At 35.4% G+C, this 22822-nt stretch carries 25 protein-coding genes and 1 tRNA gene; 13 read left to right on the top strand and 13 right to left on the bottom strand.

Going from position 1 to position 22822, the window contains the following annotated elements; genetic code table 11:
- The first annotated feature begins 286 nt into the window (after positions 1-286).
- The 6 genes from glmM to KDE13_RS08235 all read left to right on the top strand — a co-directional run bounded on the left by glmM (position 287) and on the right by KDE13_RS08235 (position 4438).
- Complete coding sequence (glmM, locus tag KDE13_RS08260) at positions 287-1627, top strand: phosphoglucosamine mutase (RefSeq protein WP_212139679.1); 1341 nt, start codon at positions 287-289, stop codon at positions 1625-1627.
- Positions 1620-2084: a signal peptidase II gene (gene lspA / locus KDE13_RS08255; protein WP_212142344.1), complete on the top strand. Its 465-nt coding sequence runs from the start codon at positions 1620-1622 to the stop codon at positions 2082-2084. The genes glmM and lspA overlap by 8 nt, the downstream gene beginning before the upstream one ends.
- A 154-nt stretch (positions 2085-2238) precedes the next feature.
- Entirely contained in the window at positions 2239-2601 is a 363-nt protein-coding gene (locus KDE13_RS08250; protein ID WP_212142345.1) for an NINE protein, read from the top strand.
- Between the two features lie 10 nt (positions 2602-2611).
- Positions 2612-3055 (top strand): CopD family protein, encoded by a 444-nt coding sequence (locus KDE13_RS08245; protein WP_212143491.1) that lies wholly within the window; start codon positions 2612-2614, stop codon positions 3053-3055.
- A gap of 8 nt (positions 3056-3063) precedes the next feature.
- A complete protein-coding gene (locus KDE13_RS08240; protein WP_212142346.1) occupies positions 3064-3627 on the top strand; it encodes a hypothetical protein in 564 nt (187 codons plus the stop codon).
- A gap of 610 nt (positions 3628-4237) precedes the next feature.
- Positions 4238-4438: a hypothetical protein gene (locus KDE13_RS08235; protein WP_212143489.1), complete on the top strand. Its 201-nt coding sequence runs from the start codon at positions 4238-4240 to the stop codon at positions 4436-4438.
- Positions 4439-5281: 843 nt separating this feature from the next.
- On the opposite strand, the gene KDE13_RS08230 is transcribed toward KDE13_RS08235, so the two are convergent.
- A tRNA-Ser gene (locus KDE13_RS08230) sits at positions 5282-5369 on the bottom strand.
- A 109-nt stretch (positions 5370-5478) separates the two neighbouring features.
- On the opposite strand from KDE13_RS08230, the gene KDE13_RS08225 reads away from it, so the two are divergent.
- From KDE13_RS08225 to KDE13_RS08210, 4 genes are read left to right on the top strand one after another with little or no spacing between them, the layout of a single operon-like run.
- Positions 5479-6474, top strand: a complete 996-nt coding sequence (locus KDE13_RS08225; RefSeq protein WP_212143487.1) for an ABC transporter permease — start codon at positions 5479-5481, stop codon at positions 6472-6474.
- Positions 6465-7424, top strand: coding sequence for an iron chelate uptake ABC transporter family permease subunit (locus KDE13_RS08220; protein ID WP_212143485.1), 960 nt, complete (start codon positions 6465-6467; stop codon positions 7422-7424). The genes KDE13_RS08225 and KDE13_RS08220 overlap by 10 nt, the downstream gene beginning before the upstream one ends.
- A complete protein-coding gene (locus tag KDE13_RS08215) occupies positions 7424-8176 on the top strand; it encodes an iron ABC transporter ATP-binding protein (protein WP_212143483.1) in 753 nt (250 codons plus the stop codon). Before KDE13_RS08220 ends, KDE13_RS08215 begins: the two co-directional genes overlap by 1 nt.
- Positions 8177-8184: 8 nt before the next feature.
- Positions 8185-9108, top strand: coding sequence for a siderophore ABC transporter substrate-binding protein (locus tag KDE13_RS08210; RefSeq protein WP_212142350.1), 924 nt, complete (start codon positions 8185-8187; stop codon positions 9106-9108).
- A 31-nt stretch (positions 9109-9139) separates the two neighbouring features.
- On the opposite strand, the gene KDE13_RS08205 is transcribed toward KDE13_RS08210, so the two are convergent.
- Genes KDE13_RS08205 through KDE13_RS08185 form a run of 5 tightly spaced genes read right to left on the bottom strand, consistent with a single transcriptional unit; the run spans position 9140 to position 14173 of the window.
- Positions 9140-9940, bottom strand: coding sequence for an undecaprenyl-diphosphate phosphatase (locus KDE13_RS08205; protein WP_212142351.1), 801 nt, complete (start codon positions 9938-9940; stop codon positions 9140-9142).
- Complete coding sequence (gene tkt / locus KDE13_RS08200; protein ID WP_212142352.1) at positions 9940-11850, bottom strand: transketolase; 1911 nt, start codon at positions 11848-11850, stop codon at positions 9940-9942. The genes KDE13_RS08205 and tkt overlap by 1 nt, the downstream gene beginning before the upstream one ends.
- A 9-nt stretch (positions 11851-11859) precedes the next feature.
- Positions 11860-12759: a polyprenyl synthetase family protein gene (locus tag KDE13_RS08195; protein ID WP_212142353.1), complete on the bottom strand. Its 900-nt coding sequence runs from the start codon at positions 12757-12759 to the stop codon at positions 11860-11862.
- Positions 12756-13865 (bottom strand): DUF7488 domain-containing protein, encoded by a 1110-nt coding sequence (locus KDE13_RS08190; RefSeq protein ID WP_212143481.1) that lies wholly within the window; start codon positions 13863-13865, stop codon positions 12756-12758. Before KDE13_RS08190 ends, KDE13_RS08195 begins: the two co-directional genes overlap by 4 nt.
- Positions 13862-14173: a YbaB/EbfC family nucleoid-associated protein gene (locus KDE13_RS08185; protein WP_212139666.1), complete on the bottom strand. Its 312-nt coding sequence runs from the start codon at positions 14171-14173 to the stop codon at positions 13862-13864. The genes KDE13_RS08190 and KDE13_RS08185 overlap by 4 nt, the downstream gene beginning before the upstream one ends.
- 194 nt (positions 14174-14367) lie before the next feature.
- Between KDE13_RS08185 and dba the strand changes: the two genes are divergently transcribed.
- The gene (dba, locus tag KDE13_RS08180) at positions 14368-14535 is read left to right on the top strand and encodes a disulfide bond formation protein Dba (protein ID WP_212143479.1); all 168 of its coding nucleotides are present in this window, start codon (positions 14368-14370) and stop codon (positions 14533-14535) included.
- A gap of 9 nt (positions 14536-14544) precedes the next feature.
- The gene (gene dsbI / locus KDE13_RS08175; RefSeq protein WP_212143477.1) at positions 14545-16059 is read left to right on the top strand and encodes a disulfide bond formation protein DsbI; all 1515 of its coding nucleotides are present in this window, start codon (positions 14545-14547) and stop codon (positions 16057-16059) included.
- Positions 16060-16342: 283 nt separating this feature from the next.
- Here the strand turns inward: dsbI and panD are convergent, their stop codons facing one another.
- Positions 16343-16687, bottom strand: coding sequence for an aspartate 1-decarboxylase (gene panD, locus KDE13_RS08170; RefSeq protein ID WP_212139662.1), 345 nt, complete (start codon positions 16685-16687; stop codon positions 16343-16345).
- Between the two features lie 272 nt (positions 16688-16959).
- On the opposite strand from panD, the gene KDE13_RS08165 reads away from it, so the two are divergent.
- On the top strand, positions 16960-17100 hold the full coding sequence (locus KDE13_RS08165) for a hypothetical protein (protein WP_212143475.1): 141 nt from the start codon (positions 16960-16962) through the stop codon (positions 17098-17100).
- Between the two features lie 1263 nt (positions 17101-18363).
- Here the strand turns inward: KDE13_RS08165 and KDE13_RS08160 are convergent.
- The 6 genes from KDE13_RS08160 to KDE13_RS08135 are packed head-to-tail and all read right to left on the bottom strand — an operon-like array spanning position 18364 to position 22815.
- On the bottom strand, positions 18364-18879 hold the full coding sequence (locus tag KDE13_RS08160; protein WP_212139660.1) for a hypothetical protein: 516 nt from the start codon (positions 18877-18879) through the stop codon (positions 18364-18366).
- On the bottom strand, positions 18876-19829 hold the full coding sequence (locus KDE13_RS08155) for a hypothetical protein (RefSeq protein ID WP_212139659.1): 954 nt from the start codon (positions 19827-19829) through the stop codon (positions 18876-18878). Before KDE13_RS08155 ends, KDE13_RS08160 begins: the two co-directional genes overlap by 4 nt.
- Positions 19826-20494 carry an ABC transporter ATP-binding protein gene (locus KDE13_RS08150; RefSeq protein WP_212139658.1) on the bottom strand — a complete coding sequence of 223 codons (669 nt, stop codon included), beginning with the start codon at positions 20492-20494 and terminating at the stop codon, positions 19826-19828. Before KDE13_RS08150 ends, KDE13_RS08155 begins: the two co-directional genes overlap by 4 nt.
- On the bottom strand, positions 20491-21600 hold the full coding sequence (locus KDE13_RS08145) for an ABC transporter permease (protein WP_212142359.1): 1110 nt from the start codon (positions 21598-21600) through the stop codon (positions 20491-20493). The genes KDE13_RS08150 and KDE13_RS08145 overlap by 4 nt, the downstream gene beginning before the upstream one ends.
- Complete coding sequence (locus KDE13_RS08140) at positions 21590-21778, bottom strand: hypothetical protein (protein WP_212143473.1); 189 nt, start codon at positions 21776-21778, stop codon at positions 21590-21592. The genes KDE13_RS08145 and KDE13_RS08140 overlap by 11 nt, the downstream gene beginning before the upstream one ends.
- Positions 21775-22815: a nitrous oxide reductase accessory protein NosL gene (locus tag KDE13_RS08135; protein ID WP_212143471.1), complete on the bottom strand. Its 1041-nt coding sequence runs from the start codon at positions 22813-22815 to the stop codon at positions 21775-21777. Before KDE13_RS08135 ends, KDE13_RS08140 begins: the two co-directional genes overlap by 4 nt.
- Between the last annotated feature and the right edge of the window lie 7 nt (positions 22816-22822).

The raw sequence follows: 22822 nt of genomic DNA, 5'->3' as shown, positions 1-22822 counted from the left end.
TTTACCTTTTTTATAATTTTAGTCGGTGATTATATAAAAAATACATTTAAATATTGCTTAATTTAAGAAAAATTTAAATCTTTTTATAATAGTTTAAATTTTTATCATTTTTCTGCTACAATAATAGCAAATTTTAGCAGAGAAGTTACAAAATTTTATAAGCTTTATTTACCTCCTTCGGCGATGAGCTGTTTGCATTGCTATATAGTATAAAAATATCGATCAGCTATGGCTTTGCTCATAAACTTATAAAATTTTTGAAATAAATTTAAAGTAGGATATAAAAATGAAACTTTTTGGCACTGATGGGGTTCGTGGAAAGGCCGGAGAGAAGCTCTCAGCACAGACATCTATGCGTTTAGCGATGGCAGCTGGGATTTATTTTAGAAAATACTCAACCACAAATACAATCTTAGTCGGCAAAGATACAAGAAAAAGTGGCTATATGATAGAAACAGCCATCGTTGCAGGGCTTACGGCAGTTGGTTATAACGTGCTTCAGATAGGCCCTATGCCAACTCCTGCAGTGGCATTTTTGACTGAGGATATGCGGTGTGATGCGGGCATAATGATAAGTGCAAGTCACAATCCATTTTACGATAATGGTATTAAATTTTTTAACGCAAATGGCGATAAACTTGAAGAGGATATTGAACGTGAAATAGAGAAAATTTATTTTGACGATGAGATGATAGCAAATGCACAAAAAACTATGACAGATATCGGTGCAAACAAGCGAATAGACGATGTTATAGGTCGCTATATCGTGCAGATAAAAAACTCATTTCCAAAGTCTTTGACGCTTAAAAATTTACGTGTCGTGTTAGATGTAGCAAATGGAGCGGCGTATAAGGTGGCACCTACTGTGTTTAGGGAGCTTGGAGCTGATGTCATTGTGCTAAATAACGAACCAAACGGTAGCAATATCAACCAAAGCTGTGGGGCTTTACATCCAGAAGAGTTAGCTAACGAAGTCAAAAGGCTACGTGCAGACATAGGTTTTGCATACGACGGCGATGCTGATAGATTAGTTGTCGTTGATGAAAACGGAGTAGTCGTGCATGGTGATGCTATAATTGGTGTGCTTGGTGTATTTTTGAACGAGAAAAAGGCATTAAAAGGCGGTGGCGTGGTTGCTACGATAATGAGTAATGCTGCACTTGAAGACTATCTTGTCAAACACAAACTAAAACTACACCGTGCAAATGTTGGCGATAAATACGTCCTTGAGATGATGAAAAAAGAAGGGATAAATTTTGGCGGTGAGCAGAGCGGACACGTGATATTTAATGATTTTGCAAAAACCGGCGATGGACTAGTAACGTCAATGCAAGTCGTTGCTATGCTACTTCAAAAAGGCAAAAGAGCGAGTGAATTATTTGGCGAGATAACGCCATACCCACAAATTTTATTAAATCTAAAGATAACTGAGAAAAAACCACTTGAGAGCATAGCAGGGCTAAAAGAGCTTGAAAATAGTCTGAAAAATGATGGTATAAGATCACTTTTTCGATACTCTGGGACAGAGAATTTAATACGCCTTTTGCTTGAAGGCAAAAATGCAGCCTTAGTTGAAAAGCGAATGGATGAAGTTGAGAAATTTTTTATAAAAGCCTTAAATGCGTAAAATTTTAGTTAAATTTTTTATCGCATTTATAGTGATTTTTACTATAGATCAGGCGATAAAGTGGCTATATGTAGCGGGAAATGGAAGATACGATGGTGAGTTTTTCTCGCTTATTCTTACGTATAATAAAGGCGTGGCATTTTCTATGTTTGCCTTTTTAGGTGAGTGGCTTAAATTTATCCAAGTTGGACTGATAGTGGGAATTTTGGGATATTTGATACGTGAAAAGCAACTTCTTAAAGCTCACACGATAGCTATAGGGACGCTCCTAGGGGCTGGTAGTTCAAATATCTTTGACCGATTTATCCACGGCGGAGTAGTGGATTATGTTTTTTGGCATAAGTGGTTTGAATTTGCTGTTTTTAATCTTGCAGACGTTATGATAGACATCGCAATTGTTATTATTTTATGGCAAAGTTTTATGAGTAATCGCAAAGTGACAAGGCTAGAAAATTAGATAAACCTTCTAAATTTAAAAGTAAAATTTATAAAAGATAAGGCAAGGTATTTTCCGCTAGATATAGTAAATCAAAACGCACAATGGAGCATATAAAGTGTGTTGCAGATTTTAACAAAATATAGCAGAAAAGACGAACCGTGAAAGGTGAAATTTGGGTAATAATATTTATATCGCTTACGCTCTTTGGTTTTTCGTTGGTTGGCTCGGTGCTCACCGCATATATTTGGGTAAATTTATAAGCGGATTTTTGATGATGGGGTTATTTTTTATTGGAACTATATTTCAAATCGTACTTATAGGCTACTTTTTCCTTGCGATTTGGGCTATTTGGTGGCTTGTAGATGTGTTTTTAGTAGGATCTTATGTTGATAAAAATTTACTCAAAGATGAGCTAAAACGCAAGTTAAAGATGCAGGATAAAGAGGCTGATCTAAAGCGATTATACGAGCTATACGATAGTGGTGTAATAAGTAAAGCTGAGTTTGAGGCTAGAAAAGAAATTTTATTTAAATAAGGAGTTTGAAATGGAATTTTTCACAGAGTATTATAGTTATTTTAGGTTTGTGCACTACATATTTTTCGTATCATGGATGGCTGTGCTATTTTATCAGCCACGCCTTTATGTCTATCACGCTGAAAATATGGATAAGCCTGATTTTGTAAAAGTTGTTGAAGTTATGGAGTATAAGATGTATCACTACATCGGCTGGATCGCACTTATTGGCTCATTTGCAACTGGGATTTTAATCATCCTCGCTATGCCTGACCTACTACGCTCTGGCTACATCCATGTTAAGATAACAACAGTCGTGCTTATGGCTATATATCATCTTGACCTTGGTAGATACATGAAACTGCTTCGTGAGAAACGCTGTAATAAAAACGGTATGTTTTTCCGTGCGTATAACGAAGTGCCGACGGTTGCAATGTTGGTGATTATATGGATGATCGTGTTTAAGCCATTTTAAGAGTTAAAATGACGCGTAAATTTATATCTTTGCTATTTTTAGCAATGCTAACAGTAACTAGCTCTTACGCCGTAAACTCGTTTTTTACACCTTTAGATCTAGACTTTAATGGCGTAAAATTTGAGTTAAAATACAGTACCAATCCACTCCAAGGCTACTTTAAACAAGAGTATGTTCCTAGCGGTCAAAGCGTAGAACATTACAATGATATGCTTATCATCGATGTATTAGAAGCCAAAACATCACCAAAAGATGCCAAGCAAGTAAAGATAACTGAACTAGAGCAGATGAAAGCTAACGGGTTTTACGTGCGGTATGATGAACGCAAAGTAGGTAATAATTTTGTGCTTGATTTTGTGATTATGGCTAAGATAAACAATGAAAGTGTGCTAGAACATAACATCTATCACTACACTACGCAATATGGTAGACTTGTATTATTTGCACTTAGCCACAGAGAATACGGCGAAGTTAGTATGAGAGCTTATCTTGACAAAGATATAAATGAGTTCTCAGAAAAAGGTATAAAGGCTACTATGCCAGTTGTAAAATTTAAATCCACATATCCTTAGCGGTGTATGTGATTTGATATTTAAATTTTACCTCGACAAAGGCGAGTATATATTTATGCCTTTTAAACTAGTTTGCTTGGCACTTTTTATAAGTTGTATTATATAAAGTCCTACGACGTATATTTTCTAGCTATCGATACGATTTCTCTTAAACAGCCAAACAAGAACTATCTGATATAATTTTACGCCGTGTCTAGTAACATATTTGCATAGCTTTGTAGTTTGAAATTTTTAAGAATGAAAGACACATATTCTAAGCCGACCCATAAATTCTAAATTTAAACGGCTTTGAGATGTAATTTATTATTACATCATACGATAGTGATGAAAAATTATTAAAAAATCTAAGCTAAAGTGCTTTTAAAATTCTATAAGGACGCCTACTCATTTGATGTCCACCGTTTAATGGCATATCTTTTAAATTTTTGTCAAAGATAGCAAAGATCAGCTAAAAATCGCTGACGATAAAAATGCAAGAGCTATTAGATATATTATATAAAAACCAATCAAAACTACTGCATTGTAGATAACTAGATACTTTATAGAGAATAATTTATAGTGATAAATTTAATAATTTCAGCAAATTTAAAAATATCAGCAACCACTCTAAATGCTTATTTCAAGCTTGTATGTCCCGCAGCATATGTCACTAGCTTATGTGGTGGAGCTAAAAACTCAGGCGACATCACGTCAATATCTAAATAAATCACTAGTTTTCTTGATACTATTTTTCTCACATCACTACGTTAGATTTTTGCTATTTGCTTACCCATTTGACGTGATAAAATTTAAAGATATATCGGTAAAATAGTGTTCCTCTCACTCAGTCATATCTTGCATTGCTAATTCAGCTATCATAATTTTCTCGCGTTTAAATGGATATTTTACGATCATCAAAAGTTTCTTTGCATTCTCTTATAAAATATTGCTTAACACCATATCATATGAGTTGTGGCAGTTACTCGGCGTTGAGATAAGTCATTTGCCACCAAACATTATAACTATATCTGAAGCGTTTTGGGTTAAAATTTCAGCTACTCATTTTTGCTGAAGCATCAACTTATCGACTGTATAAATCTATCATCATTTAGTTTTTATCAAAATCCTACTCCATTTCAATGATTATAGTTTTACTATTTACTCCTTTTGAAATGATATGTCAGAGCAAATTTATATCAAAAAATAATCAGAATTAATCCCACTTTACCACTATGGAAATAGGATTCGTAAAGTTTTCATATGTCATTATAAATTTAAAGAAATTATAGCCATAGATTTATAAATAAAATTCACATCCTGGCGAGTAGAGCGGTGGAATTGTTAGTGGCACTTCCACTATAATTCAAGTCTTTTTTGTCTTTGCCATTATGATTGGATATACTCCTAAACTTATACGTTTATATCTACCTGTGCTTTTACTCTTAAGCTCATATATAAATATCCCACTTGGCATAATCTGCACGTAAAGATATTATCTCCATAACCTACCCTATAACGTTTATCCTTTGGCTTTAAAGATTTGATTTTCGTATCGTTTAGTATTTTTACGGACACCTGTCTTTAAATTTATTAAATTTTATTCATTGTCCGTGATATTACCAGTTATTTTTGTTTATAACAATATTAAATTATATTTAATAAAATTAATGTTATGTGGCGGATAGAGAGGGATTTGAACCCTCGAGGCTTTTACACCTACACGCGTTCCAGGCGTGCTCCTTCAACCACTCGGACATCTACCCAAAGAAGTGGCATTATACCAAAAATTTATAACCATTTCAAAATATCAAATTTAAAAATACTTTAACTTTATATGATATAATGATTATCAAAATAACTAGGTGTATAAATTTGCGTTCAAGCTTAATTCTTTTCATTTTACTTCTTATTCTTAGTTTTATTTCGCTATTTGTTGGCGTCTTAGATGTCGATGTGGCTGGAATTTTAAGTGGCGACATAGAGCAGATACAAACGCTCCTTATATCGCGTATCCCACGACTTTTAGCGATCATATGCTCTGGTATAGGGCTAAGTGTAGCAGGGCTGATTATGCAGCAACTTTGTATGAATAAATTTGTCTCACCAACGACTGGTGGCACGATAGCATCGGCTCAGTTTGGTATACTCATCGCACTCGTTTTTATACCTGATTCAACACTTTACTCGCGTGCGATATTTGCCTTTATATCGGCGATGATAGGTACTTGGATATATGTGGCATTTATTCAAAGCATTCAGTTTAAAGATACTGTTATGGTTGCACTTGTGGGTATTATGTTTAGCTACGTCATTGGTGGTATTACAAATTTTATCGCATTTAAATACGATATGGTGCAGACACTCTCCACGTGGCTAACCGGTAGCTTTGCACTCATTTTGCGTGGGAGATACGAGATAGTCTATCTTGTCGTTCCGCTCGTGTTTATCGCATTTATCTATGCTAACCACTTCAATATCGTTGGAATGGGTAAAAATTTCTCTAAAAATTTAGGCGTTCCATATAATCTCGTGCTATTTTTCGGACTTAGTATTGCAGCTATGCTGACCGCTTCGGTCGTGGTCGTAGTAGGTACGATCTCATATATAGGGCTTATCGTGCCAAATTTAGTAACAATGTTTAAAGGAGACAGGCTGCAAGGCACACTACTTGATACAGCATTATTTGGAGCGATATTTGTCCTTATATGCGATCTTATTGGTCGTGTTTTGATAGCTCCTTATGAGCTTCCTATCGAGCTTATCGCTGGAGTGATCGGCAGTGTGATATTTATTGTGCTTTTAATATATAAGCTAAAAGCCCCAAAAACACGGCTAAATACCAACACAAAGGTAGTCAAATGCGAATGATAGCACTCAAAAAACGCCTTTTTTGCATTATCGGACTGAGCATTATTTTCTGTATCTTTTATCTATTTTATGATATAAATTTTAAATTTTTTGAGTATTTTTTGAGTATTAGGCTACCAAAACTTGGGGCTATTTTGATAACAGCATTTTGTATTGGTGCAGCTACGATGGTCTTTCAAACTATCATAAACAATACAATTGTAACACCATGCCTTTTAGGCATGAACTCGCTTTATCTAGTTATACATACAGCAATTGTCTTTTTCTTTGGCTCAGCTAGTATCTTAGCGAGTAATAAATATATCAGCTTTTTCTGCGATCTTGTGCTTATGGGGATATTGGCAACTATCATTTATAGCTATCTTTTTCGCGTTACAAAGTATAATGTGCTTTATGTACTACTTGCTGGAACGGTTATGGCGACATTTTTCCTATCGCTTCAAAGCACAATGGTTCGTATAATGGATCCAAATGAATACGACACACTTTTAGCATCACTAGTGGCTAGTTTTTCACACGTAAATACCGATATACTCGCATTTGCTCTTATATTTGTCGTAGCACTTACATTTTACTATCGTCGCGATCTGGCTGTGCTTGACGTGATTGCACTTGGTAAAAATGAGGCTATAAATTTAGGTGTAGATTATGATAGAGTTATTGCAAGACTTTTGCTCGGTGTTACGCTATTTATCGCGATCGCTACGGCACTTGTAGGCCCTATATCATTTCTTGGGCTTATTATCGCAAATTTAGCAAGGCAAATTTTTAAAACTTACCGCCACAGCTATCTTGTCGTAGCCTCGGCATTTATAGGTATGGTCGTGCTCGTGTGTGGACAATTTGTAGTCGAGCGTATATTTGATCTAGCCATACCCATCTCAGTCTTTGTAAATATCGCTGGTGGCGTATATTTCTTATATCTTTTGCTAGTAAATAAGGGGCGTTAATGCAGGTTAAAAATTTGATAAAAAGATATGGCGACACAAATGTCGTCGATAATGTAAGCTTTGAGATAAAACGCGGTAAAATAACATCATTTATCGGCCCAAATGGAGCTGGTAAATCAACTATAATGCACATAATCTCACGACTCATACAAAAAGATAGCGGAGAGGTGATATTTGGTGGTAAAAATTTAAGCGATTATAAGAGCAAAGATCTAGCTAAACACCTCGCGATATTAACCCAAAGCAATAACATAGCAATGAAGCTTAGTGTCAGAGAGCTGGTGAGCTTCGGACGCTTTCCATATAGTGGCTCAAAACTGGATGAAAATGACGTAAAAATCGTAGATGATGCACTTGAAAAAATGCAGCTTACTAAGTTTGCTGAACGCTATCTTGACGAGCTTAGTGGTGGACAGCGTCAAAGAGCGTTTATAGCGATGATTATAGCACAAGATACGGAATTCGTGCTACTTGATGAGCCGACAAACAACCTTGATATCTATCACTCCATACAGATGATGAAAAATGTCAAATTTTTATCTCAAACGCTTGGTAAGACGATCATTATGGTGCTTCACGAGCTAAATTTAGCTGCATTTTACTCAGACTATATCTGTGCGTTTAAGGATGGCAAAGTCGTAAAATACGGTGAAGTCAATGATGTGATGACAAAGGAGAATTTATCAGAAATTTACAATGTGGATTTTGAAATTTTAAATATCCACGACAAACCATTATCAATATATTTTTAGGAGGCATAATGCAAAAATTTTTTAAATTTTTACTTGTAGTTGGGCTTTTAAGCTCTTTAAATTTATCAGCGACCAATGTTGAGGTAAACGCACTAAACGGTAAGAAAGAGCCTATAACGCTCAAAGTTCCGCTCAATCCAAAAAGAGTAGCGACTATCGATCTGGCTGCACTAGACACTATCGATGCACTTGGAGTTGGCGATCATGTCGTAGCTATGCCAAAGTCTCAAAAGATAGAATACCTAATGAAATACGTAAATAACGAAAAGATCATAAATATCGGTACTGCAAAAGAGGTAGATATGGAAAAGCTCATCAGCTCACAACCTGATGTGATATTTATCAGTGGTAGATTGGCACCAAAATACGATGAGCTTTCAAAGATCGCTCCAGTTGTGCATTTAGAGATAAACTATGCAAACGGAAGTCTGCAAAGTGCGAAGCAAAACATAGCTACGATAGCTAAAATTTTTGGACTTGATGGCAAAGTTGATGGTATCGTGAGTGGCTTTGACAAACGTATGGACGCGATAAAACAAAAGGCAAATGGCAAGAGTGCTATCATAGGGCTAGTAACAAGCTCAAGCCTTCACACACTCGGTAACAGTGGACGTTGTGCGATGATAACAACTGATGCTGGATTTGAAAATTTAGCAAAAGATGTCGGCTCAACGCATGGCAATGAGTCATCTTTTGAGCTACTTGTAAAACTTGACCCAGAGTATCTTTTTATCCTTGATCGTGATAGTGCTATCGCAAAACCAGGTGCAAAGATCGCAAAAGAGGTGATAGACAATGAGCTAGTCAAAAAGACAAGAGCATATAAAAGTGATAAAATTTTCTATCTCACTCCAGCACCTTGGTATCTAAGCGAAGGTGGTATTCACTCGATGGATATAATGTTAAGCGATATAGAAAAAGCTTTAAAATAAATTTAAAAGGCGGCTTTAAACCGCCTAAATTTTATAGAAAAATTCCCAATAAAAACATTCCAAGTAAAATACGATATATCACAAACGGCAACATGCTTACCTTTGAAATAAATACCATAAATAGCCTAACGCATATATACGCACTTACCGCACTTAGCACAAATGCAAGCCCTAAATCACTCCATGAATAAATATGTGTCGTCTCATCTTTAATAAGCTTTAAACTCTCAAGTCCACCAGCTAGAAGTATTACGGGAATACTCATCAAAAATGAGAAATTTGCACTCGCCACTCTTGAAAATCCAAGCAATAAAGCCGCACTTATAGTTACGCCAGAGCGTGAAACGCCGGGTATCAGAGCCAAAGCTTGAGCTAAACCGATAAGCAAAGCTAATTTTATCGTTACATCATACTCGCTTTTTGTACCGACATTTTTATCAGCTACATATAAAACTATGCCAAAAATGATCGTCATAACCGCGATCATAACACCACTTCTAGCATATTTCTCTATTATGTCATTAAATGCCAAACCAAATAATCCAGCTGGTATGGTCGCAAAGCATACTGCCCACACAAGCGAACTCTCGCCAATACTTTTATGTTTTATAATGGAGACGAAAAAATCACTTAAAAGTCTAAAAATACGGTCTTTAAAGTAGATAATAATCGCTACAAGTGTACCTATATGTACCGCGACATCAAAGGCAAGTCCTTGATCCACCCAGTTAAAGAGCTTTGGTACTAGCACAAGATGAGCCGAACTAGATATCGGTAAAAACTCGCTAATACCTTGCACTAGGGCTAAAACGATAACTTGTATAATATCCATCAAAGCACACTTTTGGCATAAGTCGCTAACGCATTTGGCTCAAAACCGAAGTGTTTAAACAGGTCATCGGCCTTACCAGATGCACCAAAGCTACTCATACCATAGACATAATCAGCAAATTTATACCACTCTAATGCACTAGCGGCTTCTACTGCGATGATCTTAGTATTTTTGTCTAAAATTTGCTCTAAATACTCACTATCTTGTTCGCAAAGTAAATCAAAGCATGGGGCTGATACGACATTTACTCCTATGCTATCAGTGGCTAAAATCGTAGCAGTTTTAAGGGCTAGTTCTACCTCACTACCACTCGCTATTAGCGTTATTTTGGCATTCTCACTTCGTTTTAATAGATACGCTCCATTTTTTACGCTACCTACTACGCCACCACTAAGCGGTGCGAGTCCTTGGCGACTTAGTACAAAAGCACTTGGTGCATTTAAACTTAAAGCGACTTGCCAACAAGCTACATTTTCGTTACCATCGGCTGGACGAAATGTATAAAAATTTGGCATAGCACGAAACTGACTAAGTTGCTCAATAGGCTGATGTGTTGGACCATCTTCACCAACGCCGATACTATCGTGAGTTAGAATGAAATAATGCTTTAGTCCCATAAGTGCTGCTAGTCTTGCACTTGGCTTTAAATAGTCACTAAATATAAAAAATGTTGCCGAAAATGGCAAAAATAGCCCGTATCTAGCATATGCATTATTTATCGCTGCCATCGAATGCTCTCTAATACCAAAATGCACGTTTGCTCCATATGGGAAGTCGCCTCTACCTTTTAGCTCTGTTTTATTTGATGGAGCAAGGTCGGCTGAGCCACCTATAAAACCGGGTAGTGCCGTTGCTATGGCGTTTAATATCGCTCCATTACTATCTCTTGTCGCACACTTTTTATCGCTAAAATCAGGATATGAAATTTTACTAAAGTCAGGATTTAAAAGCTCATCTAAAAGTTGCTTTTTATCACTATCTAAATTTAAAAGCTGCTTATTCCACTCAGCCTGGGCTAGATCTCCTAGCTCCACCGCCACACGGAAACGTAAAAGTACATCATCATCAATATGAAATTTAAGCTCAGGGTCAAATCCAGCTGCAGCTTTTGCTACACGGATGATCTCCTCACCTAGTGGTGCTCCATGGCTATGATGAGAGCCTTCAAGCTCACCAGCACCCTTTGCGATGCTTGTATTCGCGATTATGAGATATGGGGCCTCTTTGTTTGCCGCCTCGCTTATGGCAAATTCTATCTCGTCATAATCGTGTCCATTTATACGTGCGACCTCCCATCCTTGTGCCTCAAAACGTAGCTTCACATCTTCGCTCCACGCTATAGCTGTGTCACCCTCGATGGTAATGTGGTTTGAGTCATATATCAGCACTAAGTTATCAAGCCCAAGTCTTCCAGCTAAAGCACAAGCCTCATAGCTTATGCCCTCTTGCAAGTCGCCATCGCCACAAAGGCAGTAAATTTTATGATTTATCAGCTCATTTTCTGGAGTGTTTAATAAATTTGCCGCTGATTTTGCCGCCATCGCAAAGCCGACTGAATTTGCTATACCTTGACCCAATGGCCCAGTAGCTACTTCAACCCCAGCGGTGTGGATCTCAGGGTGCCCTGGTGTTTTTGAGCCAAGTTGACGAAAACGTTTAAGCTCATCCAAGCTTAAATCATATCCGCTAAGGTATAAAAAACTATACACGAGGCTACTTGCGTGTCCGCCACTAAATACGAGCCTATCACGGTTTAGCCACGTTGGATCTTTTGGATTGTGTTTTAGGTGTTTTGATAAAACAACCATTATATCAGCCAGTCCCATTGGAGCTCCCGGGTGCCCACTGTTTGCGGCTTGAACCATATCAGCACATAAAAATCTTATCGTATCTGCCTGTTTTTTTAGCATTTTTTATCCTTACTTTAAGTGTTTGTCTATTAAATTTATTATCATCGTTTTTATGCTTGGCTCAAATTCGCTAAGCTCTTTTATGATGTTCTTTATCATCTCATTCTTACACCGCACTGCTTCAGCAACGCCTAGTAAATTTGTAAATGAGTTTTTCTCGCTATCGTTTAAAGTAGGCTTACCGGCTTCTTGGCTCGTTGCAGTAGCATCTATGATGTCGTCTTGTATTTGAAACGCCAAACCTAGCTCAAGTCCTATATTATAAATTTTCTCGCACTTGCTCTCGCTCATACTAGCAATAACCGCACCTGCTTGTAAACTAGCGGCTATGAGCTTGGCGGTTTTATGCATATGCAAAAATGTAAGCTCATCAAGGTTTAGCCTTTTATTATTTAGTCCAAGAGCTTGTTTGATTTTGGCATTTTTAGGGTTATTTTCAAAGAAACAATCTATAGCCTGACCAAGCACCATACCACTCGCACCAGCATTTTGACTTAAAATTTCAATACATTTTAGTCTAATATGTGCGTCTAAATTTGCACGACTTAGCTGATAAAATGCATGTGTATTTAGTGCGTCTCCAACGAGTATAGCAGTAACTTCATCATATTTTATATGAAGACTCGGTACTCCACGCCTTAAATTTGAGTCGTCCATCGCAGGTAGATCATCGTGAATAAGTGAATAGCTATGCATCATCTCAAAGCCAAGTGCGATGTCAAAGGCATCTGTAGTAAGCTCTGGACGTAGGGCATTCACCACGCCAAGCAACAACATCGCACGAAAGTGTTTGCCACCTGAGCTTAGCGTATAGCCCAAAGCCTCCTCAAAATATGGATGAAAGCTTGGTGCTTTAGGGAGATTTGCTTCTCTAAATTTAATAAAATCAGTTAATAAGTTCTCTCTCATTTTGGTGCTCGTGCAAAAAACTGAAACCCGCCTCTGCTAAATAACAATAAAAAACTCTGCTTATCTCCGATATTCTCGGCTAACTCGGATCGATTTTTTACTAGTTGTTTGTCTATTTGGAGTATCTTATCGCCTATTTTTATACCAAATTTTTGTGCATTTGAATGCTCAGCAACTTTTGTAACGACTAAATTTTTATTCACATTTATGCCATAATCTATCAAAATTCTATCGTCAAACTCGCTTGTAATGGTGTCTGGCATAGCGTTTAAATTTTTTATATTGCTACTATTTGGCGAGATAGCTTCTAAACTTTGGCTAAATTTAAGATCACCTGAAACCAGTATCTGAAAAAGTAACTGAGCTAGTTCACGTTGTACGATTACATCTAACTTTGCACCCTTTGGAGCAAATAAAATTGTCTCATTTATTTCTCTTAAACTCTTTGGCTTTTTGCCATTTATGCTAATAAGCTCATCGCCCACCATCAGCATCTTACCCCGCCCAAGTGGATCAACCATACCAACATAAAATTTACTATCTTTTTCATAAAAATTTGCCCCAATATCGCCGTAATACACATCATCATATGCCGCAAAATGCTTTAAATAACGATTTGGTATAAATTTATCTCCACCTATTGCGATACCTATCATCTTGCAACACGGTGTATTTATCATACCGGTTGCATTATGCTCAAAACTAAGTGTGTCAAAGTCACCTAAATTTACCCCAAGCTGCTTGATATGTCCCATTTTTGTATTGTTATTATCACTTAGTATACCGATCCAAGTACTTTTTTTGATCCGCTCATCATCGGTCTCGTCGGCCATCATTGGTACTTGCAAGCTCTCATTTGAACGTACAAGATAAAGCTGCAAATATGGGTCAAATTTCACATAGTTATTTATCGGTTCAGAGCCACTCTTTGGCACGGCAATGAGGTCTTTTGTGATAGCAACGCCAAAATGACGATTGACAGAAATAATAGAGTTTTTATTTTTCTCATAACAAGCATTAAAGTCATCTTGCGTAGGACGTGGATCTGCCAAAACTGTAGTCGCAAAAGTAGCTAAAACGACGATAAATTTGATAAATTTACTCATAAGTTCAGTCCACCAAAGCCACCTAGCATCTTAGTCGCCATCGCTTTTTTGTCATCTTCTACCATCTTTAAAGTGTCATTTACGGCACTGATGAGTAAAATTTGTAAACTCTCTTTATCATCAAGCAAACTATCATCTATCGTAATATCAAGTACTTCGCCCTTGCCGTTAGCTCTCACGCTGACTAGTCCGCCACCGCTTTTAGCACTAAATTCTTTACGAAAGCTCTCCTCCTCAAACTGCTGTGCCTGTTCTTTTGCCTTAGCAAACACCTCGCCCATTTTAGAAAAATCAAGTCCCTCAAACATAACTTCACCTTTAATTTTTGCTGATTATAGCAAATTTATTTTTAAGGTAAAATTTTTAAGTATTTTTGTCGTTTTATAAATTAAATTTCAATAGTTTTAGAATATTAATTCTTTATGATAAATAATACTTTAAGTTTTATTTTGAAATAATTTATATCTACTTTTTAGTAGACAACAAAAAATAAGGAGTATTAATGGAGTTTTTACAACTTTTATTAGTTTTGATAGCAATTATTGTTATCATAGCAAAACCAGAGAAAGAGCGATTGGCATTCACTCTCGTAGTTGTGGCTTGGATATTTATGATATGCTTATATATCGGTCATAAATCAACAAATTTACTAACAAATATGAATTTATAAGGACAAACAATGAACGATATAAAAAAGGCAAAACTATTTTATAGCCTAATGGCTCTTGCTGGATTTTTGATAATCCTTCTTCCTGTTGGCATCGCAAATTTTTTCTTTGGCTACGTGCTAAAAGATAGCCCTTGCACACTTTGCTGGGGACAAAGAGAAGCTATGATATTTATTGGTGTTGTGGCACTTTTTATCGTAAGGTACGGAATGAAAGCAAAATATATCGCTATGCTTTTAATAATGACTGGCGTTGGCTTGTGGCAATCGTTGGCACACTTTGGTAACCATGCTCATCGTGATTTAGATCAGGGGTTTGGCCTTGCTGTATTTGGCATACATACTTATTTTTGGGCAGAAGTTGTATTTTGGGCGGTTATTATACTACTTGGTGTTATATTTTTCTTTGCACCTAAATTTAGTGCATTTGACGAAGAGAATAATGGTAAAAAGGTAAGGGAATTTAATAAACCAACATTTTGGGCATTTTGCATAGTTGCATTTATCATTGCTTCAAATGTATTTCAAGCGTTTGTCAGTACAGGTATCCCTCCTTACTCAGGACAAGGCGATCCAGTGCGTTTTACACTTAATCCAAAATATATCATTTGGAGTGCAAGTGGAAATAGCGAATTATATAAAAACATCTCATTTTTAGGCAAAAGAGATGTCAAGGCACCAGATTACGCATTTGCACCAGCTAGTCAAAAGCTAGGTATTAAATTTGATAATGACGCAAACAATGCTCCACTAAATATAGATCAAAGTATAAACATAACAGCAAAAAAAGAGCTAGAATTTAATAAGCCTTTAAACTCTTTAAGCCTAATAAACGGCGAATTTGTAGCTAGTTCAAAGTGGGAAGTGTTTTTTATGGATGAAAATTTTAGTGTAAAATCAGACTTTGAAATAGACCCATATTTCTCAGCAACTATCGATCCTATAGTAGGCGTGATACCATTTATGCAAGATAAATTTATCCTTATGGGCTCAAATAAAACGCTACTTAGATTTGGTAAAAATAGCAATGCAGACGAAGCATTACAATACGCTGACTTTGTGCGTGGTGCTGATAAATTTGAAGGTCAGGGCAAACATCTTGGGCGTGCTAGGATAGATACAGTCAGGGCAAAATTTCACCATATCGCAAGTGTAGCAAGTGATGAAAGATATATCTATACAGCAACCGTTCCAAATAACAAAGATCAGGAAAAATTTATCATATCTAAAATTTTAGTTGCAGATCGCACATTATCTGGCGAATTTACACCAAAGGCGAATTTAAAAGATGGCAAAACACTTAGGGATTTATATATAACATCAATGATCTTTAAAGATGGGCTTTTATACGCACTTAGCAAAAACCACAATGTCATTGTTGCAATCGATACAAAGAGTGAAGAGATCGTAAAAACCATCTCATTTCCAAGTGATATAAAAAATGCTAGAAGTCTATACTTTAATAACGATAAAACCTATATATTGTCTTATCAAGATGGCAAGAACATTGTTTTTGAACTAGAGTAGCAACTTAAAAGCAAGAGATAGACTCTCTTGCTTTTATATCATCTCTTATATCTATACAAAACTCTGAGTTTAACACCACATTGCTACTTAAATTTGAACTAAGTAAATCAACATCCATATCTCCAAGCTCAGAATTTGCTATAATCTTTAAGATATACTTGAATTTAGTTGAATTAAAAAGAGCAAAAAAGTCTTAATTAAACAATAAAAATAAGTATAAATATAGCATTAAAGATCTATTTTCTTCAATACGATATTTACGAATTATTAAAAATGAAATAGTTTACTTTACTATTTCATTTTCTTCATTTACATGAACGATAGTTGGAGAGAATTTTTTAGCTTTTTTTACACTCATTGAAGCGTAAGCTACGATGATGACAATATCGCCCACGCAAACTTTGCGAGCTGCTGCTCCGTTTAAGCAGATCTCGCCTTTTTTGCCTTTTATAATGTAAGTTGAGAAACGTTCGCCGTTATTTATATCTAGTATCTCAACCTTTTGATTTACTACTAAATTTGCTGCCTTTATTAACTCTTCATCTATGCTGATAGAACCGACGTAGTTTAAATTTGCATCTGTTACCTTTGCACGGTGGATCTTGCTAAAAAGCATTTCTATTTTCATTTTTTAACCTTTGATGTTTTTATCGCATTATTATATCGCACTTTGTGACGTTTTAAAATATTTACTCGCTCAATAAGGGGTTGTTTTGGCTACTTTGCCTTACTAGTTTATAAATTTTCTTTTGTTTATACTTTATTTTATTAATAAACAATGGACTAGAATTACACTCTACAAGACTAGACATATAATATGTCGCAGTGAAAAAATTAAAAACTAATTTAAAAATACTCAAAAAACAAACTATTTTGTGAAAAGAGGGGAGAGTAAAGAAAATGAGAGTGGAAAATTTTAGAAATGATTTTACTAAAGTGGCTAAAATAGGCGTTAAAGTTGCTTTACTCTCAGTCGTAATGCAAGAAATTTACAGCAAGAAAATCCATATAATCCAAATTGTCCATTTTATCTCAAAGTAGCGGAAAAACAATACTTATTTAAAAGCATTTTAAACACTGAAAAAATGGCGAAAAATTTAGAAAAATAGCAAAGTTTTTTGCCAAATTATAAAAATATAGCTTTGAAATTTAGGCGATTAATCATTAGAAAAATAGCTATAGATATTCACTGAAGCTTAAAAATTATCATTATTTGATTAATCATCATTTTAAGCTTTTTAATAATATATTTAATGACTTTGTCAACTATATAGCAACAATTTTGAGTGTCCTTGTCTAGCTCAAAGCTTTCATAATCTTTATTATTGCTTTTGATATACATTACCGCGTGGAATTTTTTGTAAAATATAGCCCATTGCCTTTAAATTCTTTTGTTCTTTCAAAAATAACCCTGCAACATAGGCACCATAAAATAGTCGCCAACTTAAGCCATGCGAAGTTTATCATTTTTTATAATAGTTTTTAAAAATCAAGTGGAACAAAAAATCTATCATCCATAGAATTTCTATTAATCCATTTATCCATTGCAGGTCGCTTTATATCAAGTTTTTCACGGAGTTTTTTATCGGTTTATGTCGAGTTCTAGCTTTAATTTATCCAAAATTTTCTAGAATTTTTATCCATAAAAGTATCTCCTTTAAAAGTTCATTGACGCCATTTTAAAATATAGAGCAAAAAGCTCAAAAAACGAGCTTTTTATCAAAAGACTTTATAAAAGATAGCCTATGATACGCATCATAAAGCATAGGTGCTTTGTCTGAAATTTCTAGTTTGTCTAGTTTTGCATTAAGGCTATCAATCTTGTTAAATAATGGGAAAAATGGTCTATTTTGAATGTTCTTTTTTAACAACGGCGAAATATTAGGAGTAGATAAAAAGCTATTTTTGTTTTCTATCTTAATTTTATTGTTTTGAGAATTTTAAGAATAAATAAAAATTTAAAAAGCTTCTCATTAATGCATTTGCACTTGATAGACTAAGCTACAATATTATTAAAAAAGAGTGAAAAGGCATTAGATATAAAGATAGAAGCCACAATTATTGCAGGTGATAAGCACGACATACTTCACATTCGTCCTGAGTGTAAAAATGAATGCGGACAAGACTTAAGATTATATGAAATACGCTGTATAATTGATATTTTAGATGAGGGCAGGAGTTGTACTTGCAATACAGATCCGATCCTATAAAGTATGCTTCTTCAGTTACGCTTGATAAAAAGCTAAAAAGTGGTAAATCAAATCGCATGCTAAGAGCGGCTAGTCAAGCAACTTCTTTAGATTATTAAAGAAGTTGCTTACCCTTTTGTAAAAGTGTGTAAATGAATGGATTTATTAGCGTTTCACCACGTGCTGCACATAGTAAAACCTCATCATAATAATAATCACACGTACCATACATATGAAACTCATACGCACCAAAGCCATATCCCATTGGTGTCGCCTCATCGCGTGAATACCACGCATTTTTAGCTAAGATGTAGTGCTTCGAGTCGGTTGCATAGACATAAAGTATGATCTCATCTTTGTTTTTTTGACGCATTAGCCAGATAAAGGCGTTGCCTATGTCATTAAAAAAGTATGTATCACCATTTGGCATTATGGCTTGGGCTGAGTTGTAAAGATCGGTTATGAGCATACGGCTCTCAGTGCAGATATATCTATTTAGCTCAATATCTATGGGTTGTTTTGCGGTGTTATTATGCACGATGTCTATGCGGTTTGTGCTGATGTCAGCCGATATTACTAAAAGTGTTAAAACACCAAGTATAAGTATACTTGCAAAGAGCCGTTTTATCACAGTAGCACCCCATTTTGCAAGTAGTATTTTATAACATAAAAACTACATATTAATGCATTTACGATCAGCCAAATGGATGAGTATTTAAGATAGTGAGTGTATGAGTTTTTAGTGATTAACTCAACTAAAAATGGCACTATCCCAAAGAAAATCCCCAAAAATAGCGACCCCCAGATGAAATATCCTATATAGTAATAATTACTCAAGAGCATACAATAAGGGCATTTATGGTTAGGTTGTTCGTATACATAAAGCCCGAAAAAATAGGTAATAGCATAATATGCTACAAATAAAAATAATAAATTTAAAGCAAAGCTACTCATAGTTTGTTTTAAGAAATTTAGCACTAAAATCACTACTAAAATCATATAAAAAAAGCTAGCAAGCATCGCTTGAGTATAGCCAAAAGGTAGCTTTGGAGCTTGAAATACTACCGAGCAGCAAAATACTGGCACTTTAAGTGGGATATTTGTAAAAAATAGTAGTTCAAGCACAAACTCAACTAAGATAAATGCAAAAAGTGCGGTGAAAATGATATATTTACGCTTTAAAAATGGAAAATTTATAGCCTTTAAATCAAGCTTATTGATAATCAGCCATAGCCCAAGTCCAAAAATAAGTAAAATTTTAAGTAGCAAAAGCATATTGCCGTATTTGTTTGCACCAACTACACCGGCCGAGCACATAGCACCTGGGACGATATTTGCTAACTCATTTAGCACTACTGCAAAAAATATAAATAAGACCATCTTGCACACAACTGTGAAAAATAAAATAGTATTTACAAGGTAGTTTCGCTTTTCTAATGAGTATTGCAAATTTGTGGTAGCTCCAAAGTCCCAGCTACGTATGATTTGTATTACATTAAACTGTGAGATAGTCAAAAGTGCGATGATGACAAGCTCAATGGCTAAAAATACGATGAGTGCGTTTGAAAGAAATATACTCATAAAATTTCGCCATTTTGCATATGTATTATGCGATCTACAAAGCTAAGCTCATCAAATAGCAAGTCGTGAGTAGCTATGATGAGCGTTTTATTAAGCTCTTTAAATTTTTTAATCATATCTATAAATATAAGTGAGTTTTCTTTGTCTAAATTCGCAGTTGGTTCATCTGCTAAGATAATGTTTGGTTGCATTACTAAAGCCCTTGCTATCGCACATCTTTGCTTCTCGCCACCGCTTAGACTTGAGATATTCTGCCATTTTTTATGAGCTATGTTTGCGATATTCATCGCCTCTTCTGTCATGCTTTTAAGCTCATCTTTTTTAAGCTTTGTCAGACTTAGTGGTGCTTGAACGTTTTGCTCTACGTTTAGTCCATCAAGTAGGTTAAATGACTGAAATATAAAGCCTATTTGTGTATGGCGGATGTTTGAGCCCATTATGTCAGGTAGCTTTGAGATATTTTGCGAATTTATTAAGATCTCGCCACTGCTTGGCATACTAAATCCTGCGATTAGTGAGAGTAGAGTGCTTTTACCACTGCCGCTAACGCCTTTTATTATCACGATCTCACCGTCATTTATGCTTAAATTTATATCTTTTAATGCCTTAAATTCATTCGGTTTTGCTTCGTTGTAAATTTTAAAAAGATTTTTTATCTCTATCATTTTACCGCCTCGCTCATATCACTTATAGCTACACGCCATGAAGGTATGATGACAAATGCAAGAAATGGCACTACGCTAAATAAAAATAGTAAAAATAGCGTATCAAAGTCAAATATCGGCGTAAAAGTGATAGAGTTATCAATCTCACCGCCTAAAAATATCTCACGTAAAAGTGGTGCGTGTAACACAAAGACGTAAATATACGCTAATGCACATCCAAGCAAAAAGGCACTTACGGCGACTATAAAATTTTGTATAAATTTTAAAGCTATGATATCTTTTATGCTATATCCTATGCTTCGTAGGATTGCTATCTCCTTTTTCTTCTGTCCATATGCTAATGAAATTTGATTTTTAAGCAGTATGAAAAATGAGATCATCGCTACGATATAAAGCACCATAAAAATGCCGCCTTTGTAATAATAGATATGTTTTACCTCAGCTATCCTATCTTCTGCGGTTTTGGCAAAAGTGTTTGGATATAGGTTCATAAATTTAAGTGCGACTTCACTTATCTCATTTGAGTTTGGAACGCTGACATACATCTTTGTGTATTCATTGTCATCAAGGCTTAAGACCTCTCTTGCGTTATCTTCGTGCATATATATAACGTTATTTGAGATGATATTTGTAGAGTGTGGGCTGGTTTTATTTATTTTTATAGGTATTAAATTCTCTTCTGTCAAGAAATTAAAAACATCTTCGTAGTATAGCTCTTTCATCGCTCTTTTTACGCCTTCACCGATAATCATCTCATCTTCATTAAGTGAGTTGTCACCTATGATGTGAAACCATGTGCGTTTTTGTGCAAAGTAATAATACCCATCAACCACGCCAACCACATCACTAACGCCACTTATCTGTTTGGCATCATAGATATAGCCATCGTGCATGGTATCTCGCTTACCAGCACGTAGAGCCTCTACCACGATATCAGGATGTGATTTCACACTTTTTATGATGTCTTGCTGGATTGAACTTGATATGAAAAGCACAGAGCTTAAGATAAAAACGATAAAGCAAAATATCAAAAAACTAAAGGTATGGTCGGCTCTATCTTTACGCAGTAAAAGTACTGCATAATCAATAAAAACTTTACTTAGCATAGACAAAGCCTTTATATTCATCACTTATAAAGCTAAATGATGGACGCACATCTTTTATCTTGGCTGAAATTTTAGCTATTTGTGTATCTTTAGTGTCTGTATCAAAGCTAATATAGTGAATAAAAATAAGTGTATAAATCACTACAAAAAAGCTAAATACCGCCACTATCGCTCTCATAATTCTCTTATTACCTTCTCGTCTATCTCATCAAATTTAAGTACTGCTTTACCGAGATGGTCTTTTGCAAATTCTCTCGCATCGCTCTCCTTTTCAAATGGCACTAGTTCATCACCCATAGGACCAAAGACGTTTGAGCCGATAACGTAAAATGCTTTTTTTGCTTCTATTTTGTGAAGTTTATAATAATCGCTAACAAAAATTTTATCAAATTTCTTATCGTTTTGAAAATAATACTTCATCAAGTCTTTAACACCATCAAAGTAAAAGCTCTTGTCCTTATCTTGTATCATTGTCGCCCAATTTGGATTTTTAGCTACTAGCATACCACATACTGGACATTTTGCATCATCAGGAATCTTTATGCGTTCAGCCTGCTTTGTTGTTAGTTTTGGGTTATCCCAGATGTAAAGTGCAGCTGCTTGAAGTGCTGCATCATCGCTATTTTTACATACACTTTTTAACTTTGCTTTAAGTTCAGCGATATTTTCAAAGCCACGTTTGCTAACTCTTGGGCAGTTTTGCTCATAAAACTCTCTACCTTTTTTATATACACCACCCTCACGCTTAGCCTTTATCATCTCATTGTCTTTGTTAAAATCAGCACCGGCAACTTTGTAAGCAGCTTTAAAGTCCATTATTTCACCGCCATTTTCTGCTTGAAATTCCTTAGCATCAGCTTCAGTAGAGAAGGCATATTTGCTATTTTGTGTCATTGTTCCTTTGATCTTGCTACCGACTACATAAAAGGCTTTTGCTGTATCTATAAAATTTAAATTTTTAGTATCAACTACCATTGCACCAGTTGGGATTTGCCCATTTGTCGCTTCAAAAAGACAGTGAAGAGATGAGTATTGTTTGCCATTGAGTGCGTGATTTGTCTTATAAAATTTAACTAAATTCATACCGCAATTTGGGCAGTATTCACGTCCTTTGCCACTTTGTATTAGTGTAGCTTGACTAGGTTCTACGCTTTGGAACATCTGTGCGTTTAAACTTATTATTAAAATTGTACTTGCAAATAAAATTTTTAGCATTTTCACT

The sequence above is a fragment of the Campylobacter anatolicus genome (genome assembly GCF_018145655.1).
GTDB lineage: Bacteria > Campylobacterota > Campylobacteria > Campylobacterales > Campylobacteraceae > Campylobacter_A > Campylobacter_A anatolicus.
This window is presented reverse-complemented; position numbering and strand designations above follow the sequence as displayed.